General features: G+C 70.2%; 16 protein-coding genes. 3 read left to right on the top strand and 13 right to left on the bottom strand.

The genetic code is table 11. The annotated features are described in order from the left end of the window. Positions 1-69: 69 nt before the first annotated feature. Positions 70-843 carry an SDR family oxidoreductase gene (locus tag MLGJGCBP_RS34190; RefSeq protein WP_160101318.1) on the top strand — a complete coding sequence of 258 codons (774 nt, stop codon included), beginning with the start codon at positions 70-72 and terminating at the stop codon, positions 841-843. A 71-nt stretch (positions 844-914) separates the two neighbouring features. Here the strand turns inward: MLGJGCBP_RS34190 and MLGJGCBP_RS34195 are convergent, their stop codons facing one another. The 6 genes from MLGJGCBP_RS34195 to MLGJGCBP_RS34220 are packed head-to-tail and all read right to left on the bottom strand — an operon-like array spanning position 915 to position 6,564. Next, positions 915-1,727, bottom strand: coding sequence for a MaoC/PaaZ C-terminal domain-containing protein (locus MLGJGCBP_RS34195; protein WP_087560185.1), 813 nt, complete (start codon positions 1,725-1,727; stop codon positions 915-917). Between the two features lie 2 nt (positions 1,728-1,729). Continuing rightward, complete coding sequence (locus MLGJGCBP_RS34200) at positions 1,730-2,908, bottom strand: lipid-transfer protein (protein WP_160101320.1); 1,179 nt, start codon at positions 2,906-2,908, stop codon at positions 1,730-1,732. Next, on the bottom strand, positions 2,905-3,354 hold the full coding sequence (locus MLGJGCBP_RS34205; RefSeq protein ID WP_160101322.1) for a MaoC family dehydratase: 450 nt from the start codon (positions 3,352-3,354) through the stop codon (positions 2,905-2,907). The genes MLGJGCBP_RS34200 and MLGJGCBP_RS34205 overlap by 4 nt, the downstream gene beginning before the upstream one ends. Further along, a complete protein-coding gene (locus MLGJGCBP_RS34210) occupies positions 3,351-4,463 on the bottom strand; it encodes an acyl-CoA dehydrogenase family protein (protein WP_160101324.1) in 1,113 nt (370 codons plus the stop codon). Before MLGJGCBP_RS34210 ends, MLGJGCBP_RS34205 begins: the two co-directional genes overlap by 4 nt. Further along, positions 4,463-5,401 carry a bifunctional MaoC family dehydratase N-terminal/OB-fold nucleic acid binding domain-containing protein gene (locus MLGJGCBP_RS34215; protein WP_160101326.1) on the bottom strand — a complete coding sequence of 313 codons (939 nt, stop codon included), beginning with the start codon at positions 5,399-5,401 and terminating at the stop codon, positions 4,463-4,465. The genes MLGJGCBP_RS34210 and MLGJGCBP_RS34215 overlap by 1 nt, the downstream gene beginning before the upstream one ends. Beyond that, a complete protein-coding gene (locus MLGJGCBP_RS34220) occupies positions 5,398-6,564 on the bottom strand; it encodes an acyl-CoA dehydrogenase family protein (protein ID WP_087560190.1) in 1,167 nt (388 codons plus the stop codon). The genes MLGJGCBP_RS34215 and MLGJGCBP_RS34220 overlap by 4 nt, the downstream gene beginning before the upstream one ends. Positions 6,565-6,703: 139 nt before the next feature. Here MLGJGCBP_RS34220 and MLGJGCBP_RS34225 point away from each other — a divergent pair, with 139 nt between their 5' ends. Beyond that, the gene (locus tag MLGJGCBP_RS34225) at positions 6,704-7,144 is read left to right on the top strand and encodes a nuclear transport factor 2 family protein (protein WP_160101328.1); all 441 of its coding nucleotides are present in this window, start codon (positions 6,704-6,706) and stop codon (positions 7,142-7,144) included. Here the strand turns inward: MLGJGCBP_RS34225 and MLGJGCBP_RS34230 are convergent. Genes MLGJGCBP_RS34230 through MLGJGCBP_RS34240 form a run of 3 tightly spaced genes read right to left on the bottom strand, consistent with a single transcriptional unit; the run spans position 7,128 to position 10,916 of the window. Next, positions 7,128-8,015, bottom strand: coding sequence for an LLM class F420-dependent oxidoreductase (locus MLGJGCBP_RS34230; RefSeq protein WP_160101330.1), 888 nt, complete (start codon positions 8,013-8,015; stop codon positions 7,128-7,130). The genes MLGJGCBP_RS34225 and MLGJGCBP_RS34230 overlap by 17 nt on opposite strands. A 13-nt stretch (positions 8,016-8,028) precedes the next feature. Continuing rightward, positions 8,029-9,696, bottom strand: coding sequence for an AMP-binding protein (locus MLGJGCBP_RS34235; protein ID WP_160101372.1), 1,668 nt, complete (start codon positions 9,694-9,696; stop codon positions 8,029-8,031). Positions 9,697-9,722: 26 nt separating this feature from the next. Next, the gene (locus MLGJGCBP_RS34240; RefSeq protein ID WP_160101332.1) at positions 9,723-10,916 is read right to left on the bottom strand and encodes an NADH:flavin oxidoreductase; all 1,194 of its coding nucleotides are present in this window, start codon (positions 10,914-10,916) and stop codon (positions 9,723-9,725) included. 154 nt (positions 10,917-11,070) lie between these two features. Between MLGJGCBP_RS34240 and MLGJGCBP_RS34245 the strand changes: the two genes are divergently transcribed. After that, positions 11,071-12,732 (top strand): class I adenylate-forming enzyme family protein, encoded by a 1,662-nt coding sequence (locus tag MLGJGCBP_RS34245; protein WP_160101334.1) that lies wholly within the window; start codon positions 11,071-11,073, stop codon positions 12,730-12,732. 57 nt (positions 12,733-12,789) lie between these two features. Here MLGJGCBP_RS34245 and MLGJGCBP_RS34250 read toward each other — a convergent pair whose 3' ends face one another. The 4 genes from MLGJGCBP_RS34250 to MLGJGCBP_RS34265 are packed head-to-tail and all read right to left on the bottom strand — an operon-like array spanning position 12,790 to position 17,347. Beyond that, positions 12,790-13,605: a mycofactocin-coupled SDR family oxidoreductase gene (locus tag MLGJGCBP_RS34250; RefSeq protein ID WP_160101336.1), complete on the bottom strand. Its 816-nt coding sequence runs from the start codon at positions 13,603-13,605 to the stop codon at positions 12,790-12,792. 19 nt (positions 13,606-13,624) lie between these two features. Beyond that, a complete protein-coding gene (locus tag MLGJGCBP_RS34255; RefSeq protein ID WP_087560196.1) occupies positions 13,625-14,275 on the bottom strand; it encodes a PaaI family thioesterase in 651 nt (216 codons plus the stop codon). Further along, positions 14,272-15,144, bottom strand: a complete 873-nt coding sequence (locus tag MLGJGCBP_RS34260; protein ID WP_160101338.1) for a MaoC/PaaZ C-terminal domain-containing protein — start codon at positions 15,142-15,144, stop codon at positions 14,272-14,274. The genes MLGJGCBP_RS34255 and MLGJGCBP_RS34260 overlap by 4 nt, the downstream gene beginning before the upstream one ends. A 1-nt stretch (position 15,145) precedes the next feature. Further along, a complete protein-coding gene (locus tag MLGJGCBP_RS34265) occupies positions 15,146-17,347 on the bottom strand; it encodes an acyl-CoA dehydrogenase (protein ID WP_160101340.1) in 2,202 nt (733 codons plus the stop codon). Positions 17,348-17,355 lie beyond the last annotated feature (8 nt).

Here is a 17,355-nt window from a genome sequence, read left to right on the forward strand (position 1 = left end):
TATCTCGTTTTCACTGATCACCGCCGAGCGCCGGATCTCCCCGCGCTCCTCACTCCGAAGGTCTCCCCCGTGACACATCCCCATCCTCTCGATTTCCGTGGCCGTTCCGTCGTCGTGACCGGCGGCACCAAGGGCATCGGTTTCGTCGTCGCCGAAGCGTTTCTCGCCGCGGGTGCGAACGTGCTCGTGTGCGGCCGGTCCGCGCCGGACACCCCGCCCGCACACGGTGATCGCACCGCCGCGTTCCGCGCGACCGACGTTCGCGACCACGCCGACGCCGCCGGACTGATCGACGACGCCGTCGCCCGATTCGGCCGCATCGACGTCCTCGTCAACAACGCGGGTGGGTCGCCCGACGCCGACGCCGCCACCGTGTCGCCGCGCTTCGTCGAGAAGATCGTCGCGCTGAATCTGCTGGCGCCCTTCACCGTCGCCCAGGCCGCGAATGCGGTGATGCAGCAGCAGTCCGACGGTGGCGCGATCGTCAACATCGGCAGCGTCTCCGCGCACGATCCGCAACCCGGCACCGCCGCGTACAGCGCCGCGAAGGCCGGCCTGCTCGTGTTGACGAAAGCGCTTGCGCTCGAATGGGCTCCGAAGGTCCGCATCAACCACATCACGACGGGACTCATTCGCACCGAGAGCGCGGCGTCCGTCTACGGGGAGGACGGCGGCGCCGCCGTCACCCGGACCCTTCCGATGGGGCGGATGGCGGTGCCGTCCGACGTCGCGGACGCCTGCCTGTTCCTGGCGAGCGCGCAGGCGTCGTACGTCAACGGCGCCGATCTCGCCGTCCACGGCGGTGGCGAATACCCCGCGCGGTACCTCGCGACCCACTCCTGACGTCCGCGCCGAATGTCACCCCGGTTGTCCTGCACCGGTGTGACATTCGGCGGTGAAATCCCGACGTACCGTCAGCCGAACTCGGCGCGGGCGCCTGCGATCACCGGCGCGTCGTCTCGGACCAGTTCGAACGACGCGTCACGCGCGTCGCCCCACGCCCGCAACGACGGGGTGTCGCCCGGGTAGACCGGCGCGGCGAACCGTCCCTCGAGCCGCGCGAGGTCGGCGGGGTGCACGTCCAGCGCCCGCGCGAGTTCCAGCGCGCTCGCGGCGAGGGTGCACAGGCCGTGCATGATCGGCCGGGGCTGCCCGATCCGCTCGGCCGCCGCCGGATCGATGTGGATGTGGTGCCGGTCGCCGGTCAGCCGGTACAGTGCCGCCTGGTTCTCCGCGGTGTGCAGCACGCGCTGCACGGCCGGTTCACCCTCGGGCCGAGACGGTTTCGCGGGACCGCGATCGCCGCCGAACCCGCCGGCGCCCGGCGCGAACAGCGACCACGTGGCGACGAAGTACTCGGATTCGACGCGCACGTCGAACACCGCCGCCGAACCCTTGTCCCACACCTCGCCGACGGACGCCGACAACGCGATCTCGCCGCGGCGCGGAAGCGGCGCGAGCACCGTCAGTTCCTGCGATCCGTGCAGCGCCGTCTTCGTGTCGAAGGCGCCCCGCGATCCGAGTGCGTCCGGCGCCCACTGGGCGAGGGTGAGCGCGAACGTGGGCAGCACCCGCAGACGCTCCTCGAAGACGAGGTCCAGTTCGGTGGCCGTCGCACCCACCGACAGTGCGTACAGGATGGCGTCGCGCTCGTCGTAACTCACGGTGCGGGTGCCGAGGTCCGCGCCTCGCCACGCTCCTGCCGTCGTGCGCTCGGTTGTCGTCATGATCAGTCCTCTCTGCCCAGGATCAGGCCGCTGGTGGGCACGGCGGTGCCCGCGGTCACCAGCACGTTGCCGATGCCGTCCGGTTGTGTCGTCGACGTTCCGCGGATCAGGCGGACCGCCTCCGCGATGCCGTTGACGCCGTGCAGGTAGGCCTCGCCGATCTGCCCGCCGTGCGTGTTGGACGGGAGGCGGCCGCCGATCTCGAGGTTGCCGTCCCGGATGAAGTCCTTCGCGTCGCCGGGGTCGCAGAACCCGAGTTCCTCGAGTTGCGGCAGGACGAGCGGGGTGAAGTGGTCGTAGAGGATCGCCGCCGAGATGTCGTCCGGTGCGAGACCGCTCTGCCCGTAGAGTTGCCTGCCGACGAGGCCCAGTTCGGGTATTCCGGTGATGTCGGGCCGGTAGTAGCTCGCCATCATGTGCTGGTCCTTGCCGGACCCCTGCGCGGCGGCCTTGATCATCGCCGGGGTGGTGCGCAGATCGCTGGCGCGTTCGGCGGAGACCACGACGAGGGCCTGGCCGCCGTCGGTTTCCTGGCAGCAGTCCAGCAGGTGCAGCGGTTCGGCGATCCACCGCGACTGCTGATGGTCGTCGAGTGTGATGGGCCGCCCGTGGAACCAGGCGGCGGGGTTGACGGCGGCGTGCTTGCGGGCGACGACCGCGACCCGGCCGAAGTCCTCGCTGGTGGCGCCGTACCGGCGCATGTACCGGCGGGCGAACATCGCCACCCACTGGGCGGGCGTCGACAGTCCCTGCGGCGTCAGCCAGGCGTAGGCGGCCCGGTCCGCGGTGCTGTCCATCGGGCGATCGTGCTGCCCCAGTCCGTAACGCACACCGGACCGTTCGTTGAACGCGCGGTAGCAGACGACGACGTCCGCGATACCCGTCGCCACGGCCATGGCCGCCTGCTGGACGGTGGCGCACGCAGCCCCGCCGCCGTAGCCGATGCGGGAGAAGAACTTCAGCTCGCCGATGCCCGTGTTGCGGGCGACGAGTACCTCACCGTTGGTTTCGGCGGTATACGTGGACAGTCCGTCCACCTCGGACGGGTCGATGCCCGCATCGGCGAGCGCAGCGACGATCGCCTCGCACGCCAATTGCAGTTCGCTGCGTCCCGAGTGCTTGGAGAATTCGGTGGCACCGATGCCGACGATGGCGGCGGCGCCCGACAGGGGGCTGGTCACAGGTCTCCTCGTGCAGGCAGGTCTTCTCGTGCAGGCAGGGCGACGACGACGGTGCCGGTGGCGTGGTCGCCGAGGCTGTTGGCGCCGCGGATCTTCACGGTCACGAGACCGTCGTCCTTCGCGACCACCTCACCGGTCAGGGTCATCTCGTCGCCGGGGTAGTTGGGGGCGCCGAGCCGCACCGCGATGCGGCGCAGCGACGCGTGCGGGCCGGCCCAGTCGGTGACGAACCGCCCCACCAGCCCGTTGGTGGTGAGGATGTTCATGAACACGTCCTTCGATCCCCGCTCCACCGCGAGGGCCGGGTCGTGGTGGACGTCCTGGAAATCGCGGGTGGCGAGGGCGGTGGCGACGATCAGGGTGCGGGTCAGCGGAATCACCAGTTCCGGCAGCCGGTCGCCGATCTGCACGGTCTCGTAGGTCGGGGCACCGACGGTCGCGGTCATGCGACCACCTCGACGCCGGCCGCCAGTAGCGCGCCCAGACGTGCCAGGTCGGAGGAGGCGCCGCCGAGTGTGGCGGCGAGCTGTTTGCCCCACAGCAGGTGCCGGTGCACGGGGTAGTCGGTGTCGACGCCGATCCCGCCGTGCACGTGCTGGGTGCGGTGGACGACCCGCTGGCCGCCGTCGGTGGCCCACCATTTCGCCACCGGCACGGCGGTTCCCGGATCCTCCCCGCTCCCGAGGAGCCAGACCGCCTGCCAGAGCGTCACCCGCATGGCCTCGAGGTCGATGTAGCAGTCCGCGAGCTGATGGGTGACGGCCTGGAACGTCGCGAGCGGGCGGCCGAACTGGGTGCGTCCGTTGAGGTAGGTGACGGCCTGACGGACCGCGCCCTCGCCCACGCCCAGTTGCAGAGCGGCGACCGCGAGTTCCGCGCGGTCGAGCAGCCACCGCACCGCGACGCCGTCCGCAGGGCCGAGCGGCTCCGCCGGCGCCCCGTCGAACGTGACGTTGGCGCAGATCTCGTGGGTGGTCGACTCTGCCTGCTGCGCAGTCACTCCCGCGGATTCCGGGTGCACCAGGAACAGTGCCGGACCGCTCACCGTGGCCGCGGAGACGACGAGGCGTTCGGCGACATGCGCCACCGGCACCGCGGCCTTGACGCCGTGCACGTGCCATCGGCCGTCCACCTCGCGTGCCGTCGTCGACGGTTCACTAGGGGCATGCGGCCCGAACTCCTCGAGGGCGACGGTGAGGATCCCGCTGCCGTCCACCGCCGCCGGCACCAGGGCGTCGCGTTGGGCGGGCGTCCCGAACTCGGCGATCGCGAGCGCGCCGAGCACGTGCGGCCACAGGGGAACCGGGGCCACGTTCCGGCCCTGCTCCTCGAGCAGCACGTACAACTCCGCGAGCCCCGCGCCGCCGCCCCCGAGGTTCTCGGGCAGGGCGATGCCGAGCAGACCGGTGGTGGCGAGTTCGCGCCACAGTTCCCGGTCGACCCGGTCGGCGGTCGACTCGACCTCCTTGATCCGTTCGGGTCGCGACTTGGCGGCGAACACGTCCGCGGCCAGTCCGCGGACCGCCTCCTGCTCCTCGCCGAATGTGAAGTCCATCAGTTCTCCTCCCGTGTAGCGGGCCGGAACGCGGGGAGTGTGAGTTCCGGGTCGGCGTCGATCCAGTCCAGTGCCACCGGCATTCCGATGTGCACGTCCGCCGGTTCGACGCCCGTCATGTTGGCGATCAGCCGGGTGCCCTCCTCGAGTTCGATCACCGCGACGACGAGGGGGTAGTCGAAGGCGTCGATCTTCGGGTGGTGGTTGACGACGAACGTGTAGACGGTGCCCCGACCCGACGCGTCGACGGTGTCCCAGTCGGTGGAGCGGCACTCCCCGCACATCGGTCCGGTCGGGTGCCGCAGCACCCCGCAGGCTGCGCACCGCTGGATGACCAGACGGTGCTCGCGGGCGGCCGCGAACCAGAAGGCGTTGTCCTCGTTGAGTGCGGGCCGCGGGCGCAGGGCGCGCGGGGCCGGGCGTTCGGCGGGCCGGAAGCGGAGTGTCCGCCACCGCTGGGTGCCGACGATCTCGCCGTCGCCGTTGCGGTACGTCTTGAGCGTGGTGACGAAATGCCCGGCGCCGAGGCCGGTCTGCTTCTCCGCGGAGACGGACTCGACCACCTCGGTCGTGCTCACCCGGTCGCCGGGGCGCAGTTCGGCGAAGAATTCCTGGTCGGAGTCCGTGGCGACGACGGACGTGAAACCGGCCTCGTCGAGGGTGGCGATCAACTCCGTCCAGACGGGTGACGGGTCGGCGCCGGACATCTTGTCGGCGTAGGTGCGCATCGTCCACACCTGCAGCATCTGGGCGGGCGCGACGGCACCGGAGCGGCCGGTGGCGCGTGCGGCATCGTCATCGAGGTAGACGGGGTTCGTGTCCCCCATCGTCTCGGCCCAGTGCCGGATCATGGGGGTATTCACCGGGTCGGGACCCCAGGCGGCCGGGACGATCGTCCGTCCCTCGAAGGCGCGCAGCCGGGTGAGGAGTTCGCTCATTTCACCCTCTTCTCGCGCACCAGGCCGAGGCCGAGGGTGCCGACCATGTCGCGGAGCACCTCGTTGACGCCGCCGCCGAACGTGTTCACCACGCTCTGTCGCGAGATCTGCTCGATCTGGCCCGCGAGGACCGCTCCCGGTGAGCCGGGGCGCAGCCGTCCGGCGGCACCGAGGATCCCGAGCAGCGTGCGGTAGACGTCGACGTGGGTTTCGGTGCCGTACGTCTTGGTGGCGCCGGCGTCGGCGCCCGACAAACTGTCTCGCGCGACCGCCGCGGTCATCTTCCAGTTCAGCAGTCGCATCGCTTCGAGCTTGGCGTGGGTGCGGGCGAAGTCCATCTGCACCCAGGGAAGGTCGAGCGCACCGTTCTCCCGCGCCCAGTCCAGGACCTGGTGCCACAGCCCCAGCGTGCGGCCGCCGAGCGCCGCGAGCCCGATCCGTTCGTGGTTGAGTTGCGCGGTGATCAGCTGCCACCCCCCGTGGACGTCGCCCACGACGTCCTGATCGCCGACCCGGATCCCGCTGTAGTACGTCGACGTGACCGTAAGCCCTCCCACGGTGTGGATGGGCGACCAGCTGAAGCCGGGGTCGTCGGTGGGGACGATGAGGATCGAGATGCCCTTGTGTTTCGGGGCGTCCGCATCGGTGCGGCACGCCAGCCACACGTAGTCGGCGGTGTTGGCGCCGCTGGTGAAGATCTTGTTGCCGTCCACGATCCACGAGTCCCCGTCGCGCACGGCCCGGGTCTGCAGCGAGGCGAGGTCGGTTCCAGCCTCCGGTTCGGTGTAGCCGATGGCGAACACGATGTCACCGGCGAGGATGCCGGGCAGGAACCGCGCCTTCTGCTCCTCGGTGCCGTACTTCATCAGCGTGGGCCCGACGGTGTTGACGGTGACGAACGGGAACGGCAACCCGGCCCGCTGAACCTCGTCGAAGAACACGAACTGGTCTTCGATCGACCGCCCCTGCCCGCCGTACTCCACCGGCCAGCCGACACCGAGCCAGCCGTCCTTGCCCAGCAGGCGCACGATGTCGCGGAAGTGTTCGCCGCCGACACCCTCCTCACCTGCGACGCGCCGCTTCTCCTCCGGCAGCAGCGCCGCGAAGTAGGCGCGCAATTCCCGCCGGAGTTCCCGCTGCGCGGGCGATTCCCTCAGATCCATCGGCGATCTCCTCATGCCTGTGCGTGGCTGTCGCCACGTGTGTTCTGGACGCTAACCAGCACTCCCCGGCCCCGGTGCCGGTGTCTCGGTCACCGGGAGGCGGCTGTCGCCGATGCCGGGCGTCCGCTGGAATGGTGGAATGGCCACCGGATTCGCTCTCACCGAACTCACCGCCCGCTACGCGCGGGCCGTCGACCGGCGCGAGGCGGCGACGCTCGCGGCGCTGTTCGACCCGGACGCGACGTTCGTCCTGCCGCCCGCGTTGACGGGCACCGGCGCGGCGCCGGAACTGCGCGGCAGTGACGTGCTCGCGTCCGCCGTCGTGGACGCCGTCACACATCTGCATTCCACCCGGCACGTCGTCCACCAGCAGGTGCTCGACGTGGACGGGTCGACGGCGTCGGGTGAGACGTACTGCACGGCGCATCACGTCTACTCCGGCCGAAACGGCTACCGTGACAACCGGATCGCGCTGCGCTACCACGACCGCTACGTGCTCGGCGACTCCGGATGGCGGTTCGCCCGGCGCGAACTGATCGTCGACTTCAGCGAGGACGTGCCGGTCACCGTGCCGGACTGAGTCCCAGCCGGGACGAGCACGCGGCCATCTCGTCGACGACCTGGTCCAGGGACTGCGCGTGCCGGGACGCCGACAGGACGAGCCGGTTCGCGCCGAGGTCCCGGGACCGGTCGAGTTTCGCCTCGTCCAGCCGGGGCAGCGTGGCGCCCAGCACGAGTTCGACGTCGGCGGGGTCGCGGCCCGCGTCTGCCGCGGCGGCCCGCATCCGGGCGATCGCCCGATTCAGGTCGTCGCCGGCGAGGCCGAGGGGCTGGAACCCGTCGCCGAGCCTCCCGGCGCGGCGTGCGGCGGCCGGGCTGTGACCGCCGATGAACAGCGGCACGCCCGAATCCCGCTGTGGTTTGGGCCAACTCTGCGCGCCGCGGAAGGAGAAGTACTCGCCCTTGAAATCGACCGCGGCAGTGCCCGACCACAGCGCCCGCATCACAACGATCGCCTCGTCGGCCACCGCGCCGCGCCGGTCGAAGTCGCCGCCGCACGCCTCGATCTCCTCCCGCATCCAGCCGAGACCGAGGCAGACGCGCAGGCGTCCCCCCGAAAGCCGGTCGAGGGTGGCGAGGCGTTTCGCCAGCACCACCGGGTGATGGTTGGGCAGTACCAGCACTCCCGTCGCGAGCCCAAGGGTCGTCGTGGCGCCGGCGACGAACGACAGCAGTTCCAGCGGGTCCGGCAGGCTGCAGTCGTCGGGCAGGTGCGACTTCCCGGTCGGCGAATACGGGTATTCGCTCTCCGTGTCCGCGATGACGACCGAGTGCTCGACGGCGGAGATCTCGTCGAATCCGAGTGATTCCGCGGCCCTGGCGAATTCGAGTATCCACTCGGGCTCACCGGCCCGTCCCAGCTCGACGGGAATCACCACACCCAGTTTCATGTCACCCTCACCGTCACACGTGCAGGAATCGTTGCCGGCCGTGCGTATGGAACTCCTGCTCCAGCGCGGCCTTCTCACTGTCGGTCATCTCGCGGTACTCGGGAACACCACGTCCCACCCACCGGAAGATCGGATCGTCGCACCGCCAGCACTGTTCCTGCAGGGTTCGCTTGAGCACCTTGTTCGATCCGGTCACGGGCAGGTCCGTCGACACCCGGACGAACCGCGGGGCCGCTTTCGTGCCCAGGTCGTCCTGGCCCGCGAGGAACGCGGCGAACTCCACCGGATCGAAATCGGCTGGGTCCGACACCTCCACCGCGGCCATCACCTGATCACCCGACCTCGGGTCGGGGACGGCGTACACGCCGGTGGCGATCACTTTCGGGTGGCGGCGCAGAATTCGCTCCACCATCAACGCCGAGGTGTTCTCGCCGTCCACCCGGATCCAGTCGCCCTTCCTGCCCGCGAAGTAGATGAAGCCGGCCTCGTCGACGTACCCGAGGTCGCCCGTCCAGTACCAGCCGTGCCTGATCCGGTCGGCGATCGCGTCCTCGTTCTTGTAGTAGCCCTCGAACCGGGCCGCGCCGGCCTTGTCGATCATCTCGCCGATCGCCTCGTCCGGGTTGAGTACCCGGCCGTGCTCGTCGATCCGCGCCCGGGCCTTCTCCGCGAGAGTGTCGGGGTCGACGATGACGATGTTCTCGTTCGCGGGCCTGCCGAGCGCACCCTCGGGGGCGTGCGGGTCGAGCGTCACCGAACCGGCGCCCTCGCTCGAGCCGTATCCCTCGTACAGTTCGGCGCCGAACCGGCGCACGAATTCGGTCTTGTCCTCCGGGGACGCCTCCGTCCCGAAACCGCGGACCAGCGTGTTGTCCCGGTCGTCGGGTTGCTCCGGGGTGGCCATCAGGTAGGCCAGCGCCTTGCCGACGTAGGTGAAGAACGTGGCACCGAAGAATCGGACGTCGGGCAGGAATCCGGATGCGGAGAACTTGCGCGGCAGGCAGACGGTGGCGCCGACGGCGAGCGCCGGTGCCCACAGCGCCATCAGCGCGTTGCCGTGGAACAGCGGCATGCAGCAGTAGTCGACGTCCTCGCGCACGTGCCCGTACTTGGCTATGTTTGCGTACGCCAGCCGGGCGAGGCGGCCCTGGCTGCACCGCACCGCCTTCGACGTGCCGGTGGTGCCGGACGTGAAGAGCAGCAGGAACAGCGTCGACGGGTCGAGCGCGGGGTCCTGGGCCGGGTGCTCCACGGCGTGGGCCGCGACGAGGCCCGTGTAGGCGGGTTGATCGACCAGCAGGAACCGGTCCTCGGACAGCCCGAGGTCCAGACCCGCGAGCTGCGCCTTCCCCGCGGTGTCCGTCACGATCAGCTGGCAGTCGACGTACCGGATCTCGGCCTCGAGTTCCGCCCCGCGGCGGGTCGGGTTGATGCCGACGACGGTGGCGCCTGCGAGGGCCGCGCCGCCCAGCCAGAACAGGAACTCCGGGGTGTTCTCGAGCAGGACGCCCACGTGGAACGGGCCGTCGCGGCGCAGCGAGGACGCGATCGCCCCGCGCGCGGCACTCTCGCGCACGACCTCGTCCCAGGTCCAATCCTGTTCCCGGGTGCGGATTCCCAGCCTGTCGTCGCCGCGCCGGTCGAGCAGCATCCGGGCGATCGTGGTGCGTTCCAACTCCAGTTCTCCTGCCGACACGGCCTGCGTGCTCACTGTGCCCGGAGCACGCAGTGGGTGCCACCGTAGATCGCCGTCATGCACTTGTTGCAGTGAATGCACAATCCGGGGTTGTGGTTCTCCTCCGCGATGCGGTTGACGAGGTCGGGTTCCCGCAGCAGTGCCCGTGCGACTGCCACGAACTGGAAGCCCTCCTCCATCGCGAGGTCCATGGTCGCCTTGCCGGTGATGCCGCCGAGCAGCACGAGCGGCATCTTCACGGCGGCCCTGATCTGCCGGGCGTCCTCGAGAAGGTAGGCGTCGCGGTAGGGGTATTCCTTCAGGAAGTGCTTGCCGACCAACCGGATTCCCAGTTTCGTCGGCTGCGGCATGACGGCGGCGAACTCGCGGAGCGGTGCGTCGCCCTTGAACAGGTACATCGGATTCAGCAGCGAACTGCCTGCGGTGAGCTCGAGCGCGTCAAGCGACCCGTCCTGTTCGAGCCACTGCGCCACCTGGATGGCCTCGTCCACCCAGAAGCCGCCGGGCACACCGTCGTCCATGTTCAGCTTGGCAAGGATCGCGATCCGGTCGCCCACCGCGGCGCGCACCGCACGGGCGGTCTCCAGCGCGAACCGGGCGCGGTTCGCCAGGGACCCGCCGTACTCGTCCGTGCGCTTGTTGACCTTCGGACTGAGAAACGAGCTGATCAGGTAGTTGTGTCCGAAATGGATCTCGACGGCGTCGAACCCCGCGTCCACCGCACGGCGGGCCGCGTGCGCGTGTGCCTCGACGATCCGGGTGATGTCGGCGGCGGTGGCCGGCTTGGAGAAGTTCTGCGTCGTCATCCGGAACGCGCGGGACGGGCCCAGCGCCGGGTAGCCGATGTACTTCGCGGCCGCGACCGGTCCCGCGTGGCCGATCTGCGCCGACACGGCCGCACCCTCGTCGTGGATGGCGTCGGTCAGCTTCCGCAGGCCCGGCATCGTCTCGTCGGTCCATTGGATCTGGCCGGGCGACGTCCGGCCGTCCGCGGCGACGGCGCAGTACGCGACCGTCGTCATGCCCACGCCCCCGGCGGCAGGCTGCCGGTGGAAGTCGATGAGCTCGTCGGTGACCAGCCCCTTCGGGGTCAGCCCCTCGTACGTCGCCGCCTTGATCACGCGATTACGCAAAGTGATCGGCCCGAGCCGGGCCGGGGCGAGTGGATCGACCTTCACTGCGGGCGGGTCGAGATCTATCGTCATAAGAGTTCCTCCAGCTGCGATTCGCTGTCGAACGTAGCGGCGCCGGGATGTCACGGATCGTGGCAGTCTCGCTGAGTGGTAACCACGTCCGGGCGCCCGTCACGGCGTGCCATCTTGTGTCGGTACGAGTGCCCGAGGACGAAAGGTCGCCCCGATGACTGCCCCTACAGATCCACAGTTGCTCCTGGATCAGGTGATGTCCCGCCTCACCGGACCCGGTGGCCGGTTCGAACTCGTCGAGGAACCGGTGCTCGGCACCCGGATGCCGGTGATGAAGAACCGCGGGCGCTCGGTGGGCGAACTTCTCACCACCTCACTGCGCTGGGGTGACCGCGACTACCTGGTGACCGCCGACCGCCGGATGTCGTACACCGAGCACGCCGCCGCGGTCGCCGCCCTGGCGACGGCGCTGCGGGAGGAGCACGGAGTCCGGAAGGGTGACCGGGTGGCGATCCTGGCCGCCAACACCCCGGAGTGGGTGGTCGCGTTCTGGGCCACGCAGGTACTCGGCGCCATCAGCGTCGGATTGAACGGCTGGTGGGTTCCGCGGGAGGTCGAGTACGGACTGACGCACAGCCGCCCCACCGTGGTGATCGCCGACGCGAAGCGAGCCGAGACGCTCGCCGCGGTCGGCACCGGTGTCCCCGTTCTCACGATGGAGGAGGATCTGCCCGGCATCTTCGCGCGCTACGCGGGCTCCCCCATGCCACACGCCGACGTCGACGAGGACGACCCCGCCGCCATCCTGTACACCAGCGGCACGAGTGGCAGGCCCAAGGGGGCGCTGCACTCGCAGCGCAACATCCTGGCCGTCGTCGACTACCACCGCTTCAGCGACGCCGTGGTCGGCGAATTCAGTGGACGGCCCGTGGATCCGGCGGTGCCGAGCCCGCTCCGCTACCTCCTGACGTCTCCCCTGTTCCACATCGCGAGCCTGCACAATCTGGTGATCCCGCGGCTGGCGACGGGCGGCGCCGTCGTCATGCACCAGGGTGGATTCGATGTCGACGCCGTGCTCCGTCTCGTCGAGCGGGAACGCGTCACCAACTGGGGTGCGGTGCCCACCATGGCGTCCCGCCTGGTGGAGCACGAGAACCTCGACCGGTACGACCTGTCGTCGCTCACGTCGTTCTCGCTGGCCTCCGCGCCGTCGTCGGTCGCGTTCAAGGAACGTCTCCGCGAGAAGGTGCCGTTCGCGCGCAACGCGCTCGTCGACAGTTACGGGCTCACCGAGTGCAGCACCGCGATCGCCGTCGCCACCGCCCCCGAACTCGAGCAGTTCCCGGGAACCCTGGGGCGCCCGATCATCACCGTGAGCATGGAGATCCGCGACCCGTACGGGGAGTGGCTGCCCGACGGCGTCGAGGGTGAGGTGTGTGTGCGTAGCCCGTTCGTGATGCTCGGCTACTGGGAGGACGAGGCCGCCACCGCCGCCGCGATCGCCCCGGGCCGGTGGCTCAGGACCGGCGACTTCGGGCTCGTCGAGAACGGCCGGCTCCGGCTGACCGGACGCCGCTCGGATCTGATCCTGCGCGGCGGCGAGAACGTGTACCCCACCGAGATCGAGCAGTGCCTCGACGAGCACCCCGACGTGCTCGAGTGCGCGGTGATCGGCGTGCACCACGAGGATCTGGGGCAGGAGGTGGCCGCCGTGGTCGTGTTGCGACCGGGTGCCGCGACCACCGAGGCGGAACTGCGGGACTACGCCGCCGATCGCCTGTCGTACTTCAAGGTCCCGACCCGCTGGCGGATCAGCACGGACCTGCTACCCCGCAATGCGACCGGCAAGATGGTCCGCCGCGACATCACCGCTTGACAGCCGAATGCCGCGGGGGTGCAGTCGAACTGCGCCCCCGCGGCATTCGGGCGAACGTCAGCGGATGAGGTTGCCGAGATCGACGGGGATCTGCGCCCCGGTGATGTACTTCGCTTCGTCGGAACACACCCAGGCGACGACGGCGGCGACGTCTTCCGGCTGGGTGATGGTGTAGGGCAGCGTGTTCTGGTAGATCGAGCCGAGAGTCGACGCGTACTTGGCGATGAGCGGGTGCAGGTCGCGCATCTTCATGCCGGTGTCGACCCCGGCCGGGTGCACGGTGTTGACGCGGATGCGGTGCTCTCCGAGTTCGTTCGCCATCGTCTTGGCGAGCCCGGTGATGCCGTGCTTGGTGGCGACGTAGTGCCCCGTGAACGGGGTGCCCTTCAACCCGGACACCGAACTGGTGAAGACGACGGCGCCGCCCTCACCCTGTTCGATCAGGTATGGAATCGCCGCCTTCGCGGCGTGGAAGGTTCCCGTGAGGTTGACGTCGACCGTCTCCTGCCACTGCTCGGCGGTGATCTCCCACGACAGCGCGCCCGAGCAGATGCCCGCGTTCGCGATCACGACGTCGAGGCGGCCCAGGCGGTCGATGCCGTCGGCGAGTGCCCGCGAGAGGCCGTCGAAGTCGCGCACGTCGGCGGTGGCCGCGACGATCCGCCTGCCCGTCGACTCGACGAGCCGGACCGTCTCGGCCAGGTCGTCCTCGGTGGCGCCGGGATAGGGCGTGGACGCGAATTCGGTGCAGGCGTCGATCGCGATGACGTCGGCGCCCTCGGACGCGAACCGGACGGCCTCGGCGCGACCCTGTCCGCGGGCGGCGCCGGTGACGAAGACGACCTTGTTCTCGAAACGCTGCGGTGACGTCACGTTCTGCTCCTGATCGGGGTCATCGTGGACGGGGCACGGACTTGTCGACGAACAGTCCCTCGACGGAGACGCACACCTGGCCGTCCGCGGTCCGGATGTCGCCGGCGGTGGTGATCTTGCGGCCGTCGACCGAGATCAGCTTCCCGGTCAGGGTGAGCGGTTCGAACAGCGGCGTCGGGCGGTGGTAGCGGGTGCTCAACTGCGCTGTCATGCCCGCCTTTCCACCCCAGGCGTTGGCGACGCCGAGGACGTGGTCGAGCAGGAGCGCGGACACGCCGCCGTGGACGTGCCCGGGCGGCCCCTGGTACGGGATGGTCAGGGTGACGGTGCCCCGCACCGATCCGTCCGGCAGGCCCTCGAGGACCAGGGGCGGCGCGAGCGCGTTCTCGGGTCCGGTGACGGGATCGTGCCGGGTGACGCCCTCGCCGTTCCACATGTCGATCAGCCGCTCCGCGACGGCGGGGGCGTGTTCCTCGAGGTGTTCGGCGATGCCGTTCAACTCCTCCGCGACGCGCTCGAGGTTGGCGTTGCCGCGGTCGGTGCGCAGCAACGCGTCGACGACGCGCCGGGCGGCGCCGGTCGCCCGGTCGACGGCGGAACCGTCGGGCGGCGACGTCAGCACCGTTCCCGGCGGGCTGTTCTCGAACGTGGGGTGCGTTCCGACGCTCATCCGGTCACCTCCATCGTCGCCTGGGTCAGCACCGGTTGCCCGGCCCGGTCGGGGCACGTCGCGCGGAGGGTGAGCCGGTCGCCCTCCTGCCAGACCGCGGTCTCGACGGTATCGCCGGGGTACAGCGAGCCCGCGAACCGCACCGCGTAGTGGCGCAGTCGCGTGGGATCGCCGTCCAGCATTCCGTCGACGACGGCCTTGCACACCACACCGTACGACGCGAGCCCGTGCAGGATCGGCCTTTCGAACCCGGCTGCGGCCGCGAACTCGGGGTCCGCGTGCAGCGGGTTGAGGTCGCCGCTGAGCCGGTACAGCAGCGCCTGCGCTGTTCCGGTGCGGGACACGAGCACCTTGTCGGGCTCGCGGTCGGGGATCGTGGCCACCGACTCGGGTCCCGGGGAGCCGCCGAACCCGCCCTCATCACGGGCCCAGATCTGCATCCCCGTGGTCCACAACGGGTTCCCGCCCGAGTCGGTGGCCGTCTGTTCGAGCACGATGACGGCGGCCTTGCCCTTGTCCCACACGTCGGCCACCCGCGAGGACACCCGGGCGGCGCCCGAGGCGGGGATCGGCGCGTGCACGGTGAGCGACTGGCCGCCGTGCAGGATCTTGCGCAGGTCGATGTCGATGCCGGGCAGACTCAGCCCGGCCGCAGGCACGTCGCCCGCCGAGATGCCCTGCCCCGCGACGAGCGCGAACGTCGGCAGCACCTGCAGATTCTTCTCGTACACCCAGCGCAGTTCCGCCGGGTCGCGGGTGTTCTCGCCGGCGCCGAGTCCGAGGTGGTAAAGCATCACGTCACGTTCGGTCCACGACAGTTCGCGCACGGCCGGGTCCGCGGCCAGCGCCGCCTTCACGTCGATCGCCATGTCAGGCCACCGCTCCCTGTCCGGGCTCCGGGTCGCGGGGTAGACCCAGCAGCCGTTCGCCGATGATGTTGAGCTGGACGTTGGTGGTGCCACCCGCGATCGACATGCACTGCGAGTTCAGGAACATCTGCGTGTCCGACGTGCGAGGCCGGTCGCCGAGCAGGGCCCGCGGTCCCGCCCAGTCCATCGCCACCTCCCACACCTGCTGGATGTGTTCGACGCCGAGCAGTTTCGCGATGGACGACTCGGCGCCCGGTTGCCCGCCCGCGATCGAGCGCAGGGTGGTGCGCAGTGCCAGCAGCCCGCCGGACTGCGCGTCGCAGAGGACCTTGCCGAGCACGGTCAGCTGCTCGTCGTCGATGCCACCGGGCAGTTCACCGGCCAGGGTCAGCAGCGCCTCACCACCGGACCCCAGCGACGAGTCGTGCGACAGCGACACGCGTTCGTTGGCGAGGGTGGTGCGGGCCAGCTTCCAGCCGTCGCCCGGTTCGCCCACGAGGAGTTCGTCCGGAACGAAGACGTCGTCCAGGAACACCTCGTTGAACAGGGCCTCGCCGGTGATCTCGCGCAGCGGCCGGATGTCCAGGCCCTCGCTCGCCTTCATGTCGATCAGGAAGTACGACAATCCCTTGTGTTTGGGGACCGTGGCGTCGGTGCGGGCGAGGCAGATTCCCCAGTCCGCGTCCCGGGCCATCGACGTCCACACCTTCTGCCCCTGCAGCATCCAGCCGCCGGCCACCTTCGTGGCCCTGGTGTTCAGGCCTGCGAGGTCCGATCCGGCGCCGGGTTCGGAGAACAGCTGGCACCAGACGACGTCGCCGCGCAGCGACGGCGGCACGAAGCGCTGCAACTGGACTTCGCTGCCGTGTGCAATGAGTGTGGGCACCACCCAGTTGCCGATGATCATGTCGTGCGGCTTCAGCGCGGCCGTGCGCAGTTCCTCCGCGATCACGAGTTGTTCCACGGCGCCCGCACCCCTGCCCCACGGTGCGGGCAGGTGCGGTGCGGTGTAACCCTTCTCGGCGAGGTACGTCCTGCGTTCCGTCTCGCCCAGCGAGCCGGCGGACGCGAGTTCCGCGCGGACGCGGGCCCGGATTCGGGCGGCCTCCGGCGGCAGATCGATGCCGAGCACCCGGCGGGCACCGCCCAGCGTCGCGCGGGCAACGCGCCGCCGCCAGGACGCGGTGGACCCCAGCAGGATCCGCAGCGACTGCGCCCGGCGCAGGTACAAATGGGCGTCGTGTTCCCAGGTGTAGCCGATGCCCCCGAGCACCTGGATGCAGTCCTTGGTGACGGAGAACGCCGCGTCGGGTGCGGTGGCGCCGGCGACCGCGGCGGCGAGTGACGCCTCCGCAGCACCGGTTTCGGAATTCATCGCGCGGGCGGCGTCCCACGCGCAGACGCGGGCCTGCTCCGCGAGGCCGAGCATCCGCGCCACGCGGTGCTTCACGCCCTGGAACTGGCCGATGGGACGACCGAACTGCCGACGCACCTTCGCGTAGTCGGCGGCGGTGGTCACTGCCCAGTCGGCGACGCCCGACGCCTCGGCGGCGAACAACGTCGCGGCCAGGTCGAGGACGCGCTGCGCATCGATCTGCAGGACGTCGGCTTCGGTGATCTCGAGTCCGGTCACCGCCGCGGTCGCGTTGCGGCGCACCACGTCGTGGCTGGGCAGGTCGGTCACGTCGAGGCGGTCGCGGGTGAGCGCCACGAACACGGTGTCGTCGCCGTCCAAGGCCGCGAGCAGGAACAGGTCGCCCACCTGCCCGCCGAGGACGTACCCGGACTCGCCGTCCAGCGTCACTCCTTCGCCGTCCCGGACGAGGCGCAGTGAACCCGGCTGCAGCGCCACTGCACCGAGGGTCGCACCGTCAGCCAGTCCGGAGAGTTCACCCGTGCGGCCGGACTCGTGCAGGACGGCGCCGAGCAGCACGGTCGGCAGGAACGGCCCGGGCAGCAGGACCCGGCCCAGTTCCTCGGTGACCACCGCCAGTTCCACCAGCCCGCAGCCCGCCCCGCCCACGTCCTCCGGCAGGTGCAGTCCCAGTACGCCCAGTTCCGCCAACGACTTCCAGAACAGCGGTCGCTGCTCGGTCTTGGCCTCGACGGTCTCCCGGAGCACGGCCGGGGTCACGGTCCGCGTGGCCCAGCCTCGCACCGAGTCGCGGAGGTCGCGCTCTTCTTCGGTCAATCCCATTGTCATGTCGGCCT

Source organism: Rhodococcus sp. T7 (assembly GCF_009872365.1).
In the GTDB taxonomy this organism is placed as follows: domain Bacteria; phylum Actinomycetota; class Actinomycetes; order Mycobacteriales; family Mycobacteriaceae; genus Rhodococcus_F.

Bases quoted from the DNA above. Each gene is read 5' to 3' on its own strand.
- MLGJGCBP_RS34240 (WP_160101332.1), bottom strand. From the start codon at position 10,916: ATGACGATAGATCTCGACCCGCCCGCAGTGAAGGTCGATCCACTCGCC.
- MLGJGCBP_RS34255 (WP_087560196.1), bottom strand. From the start codon at position 14,275: ATGAGCGTCGGAACGCACCCCACGTTCGAGAACAGCCCGCCGGGAACG.
- MLGJGCBP_RS34225 (WP_160101328.1), top strand. From the start codon at position 6,704: ATGGCCACCGGATTCGCTCTCACCGAACTCACCGCCCGCTACGCGCGG.
- MLGJGCBP_RS34230 (WP_160101330.1), bottom strand. From the start codon at position 8,015: ATGAAACTGGGTGTGGTGATTCCCGTCGAGCTGGGACGGGCCGGTGAG.
- MLGJGCBP_RS34260 (WP_160101338.1), bottom strand. From the start codon at position 15,144: ATGGCGATCGACGTGAAGGCGGCGCTGGCCGCGGACCCGGCCGTGCGC.
- MLGJGCBP_RS34210 (WP_160101324.1), bottom strand. From the start codon at position 4,463: ATGGACTTCACATTCGGCGAGGAGCAGGAGGCGGTCCGCGGACTGGCC.
- MLGJGCBP_RS34205 (WP_160101322.1), bottom strand. From the start codon at position 3,354: ATGACCGCGACCGTCGGTGCCCCGACCTACGAGACCGTGCAGATCGGC.
- MLGJGCBP_RS34195 (WP_087560185.1), bottom strand. From the start codon at position 1,727: ATGACGACAACCGAGCGCACGACGGCAGGAGCGTGGCGAGGCGCGGAC.
- MLGJGCBP_RS34215 (WP_160101326.1), bottom strand. From the start codon at position 5,401: ATGAGCGAACTCCTCACCCGGCTGCGCGCCTTCGAGGGACGGACGATC.
- MLGJGCBP_RS34245 (WP_160101334.1), top strand. From the start codon at position 11,071: ATGACTGCCCCTACAGATCCACAGTTGCTCCTGGATCAGGTGATGTCC.
- MLGJGCBP_RS34265 (WP_160101340.1), bottom strand. From the start codon at position 17,347: ATGACAATGGGATTGACCGAAGAAGAGCGCGACCTCCGCGACTCGGTG.
- MLGJGCBP_RS34220 (WP_087560190.1), bottom strand. From the start codon at position 6,564: ATGGATCTGAGGGAATCGCCCGCGCAGCGGGAACTCCGGCGGGAATTG.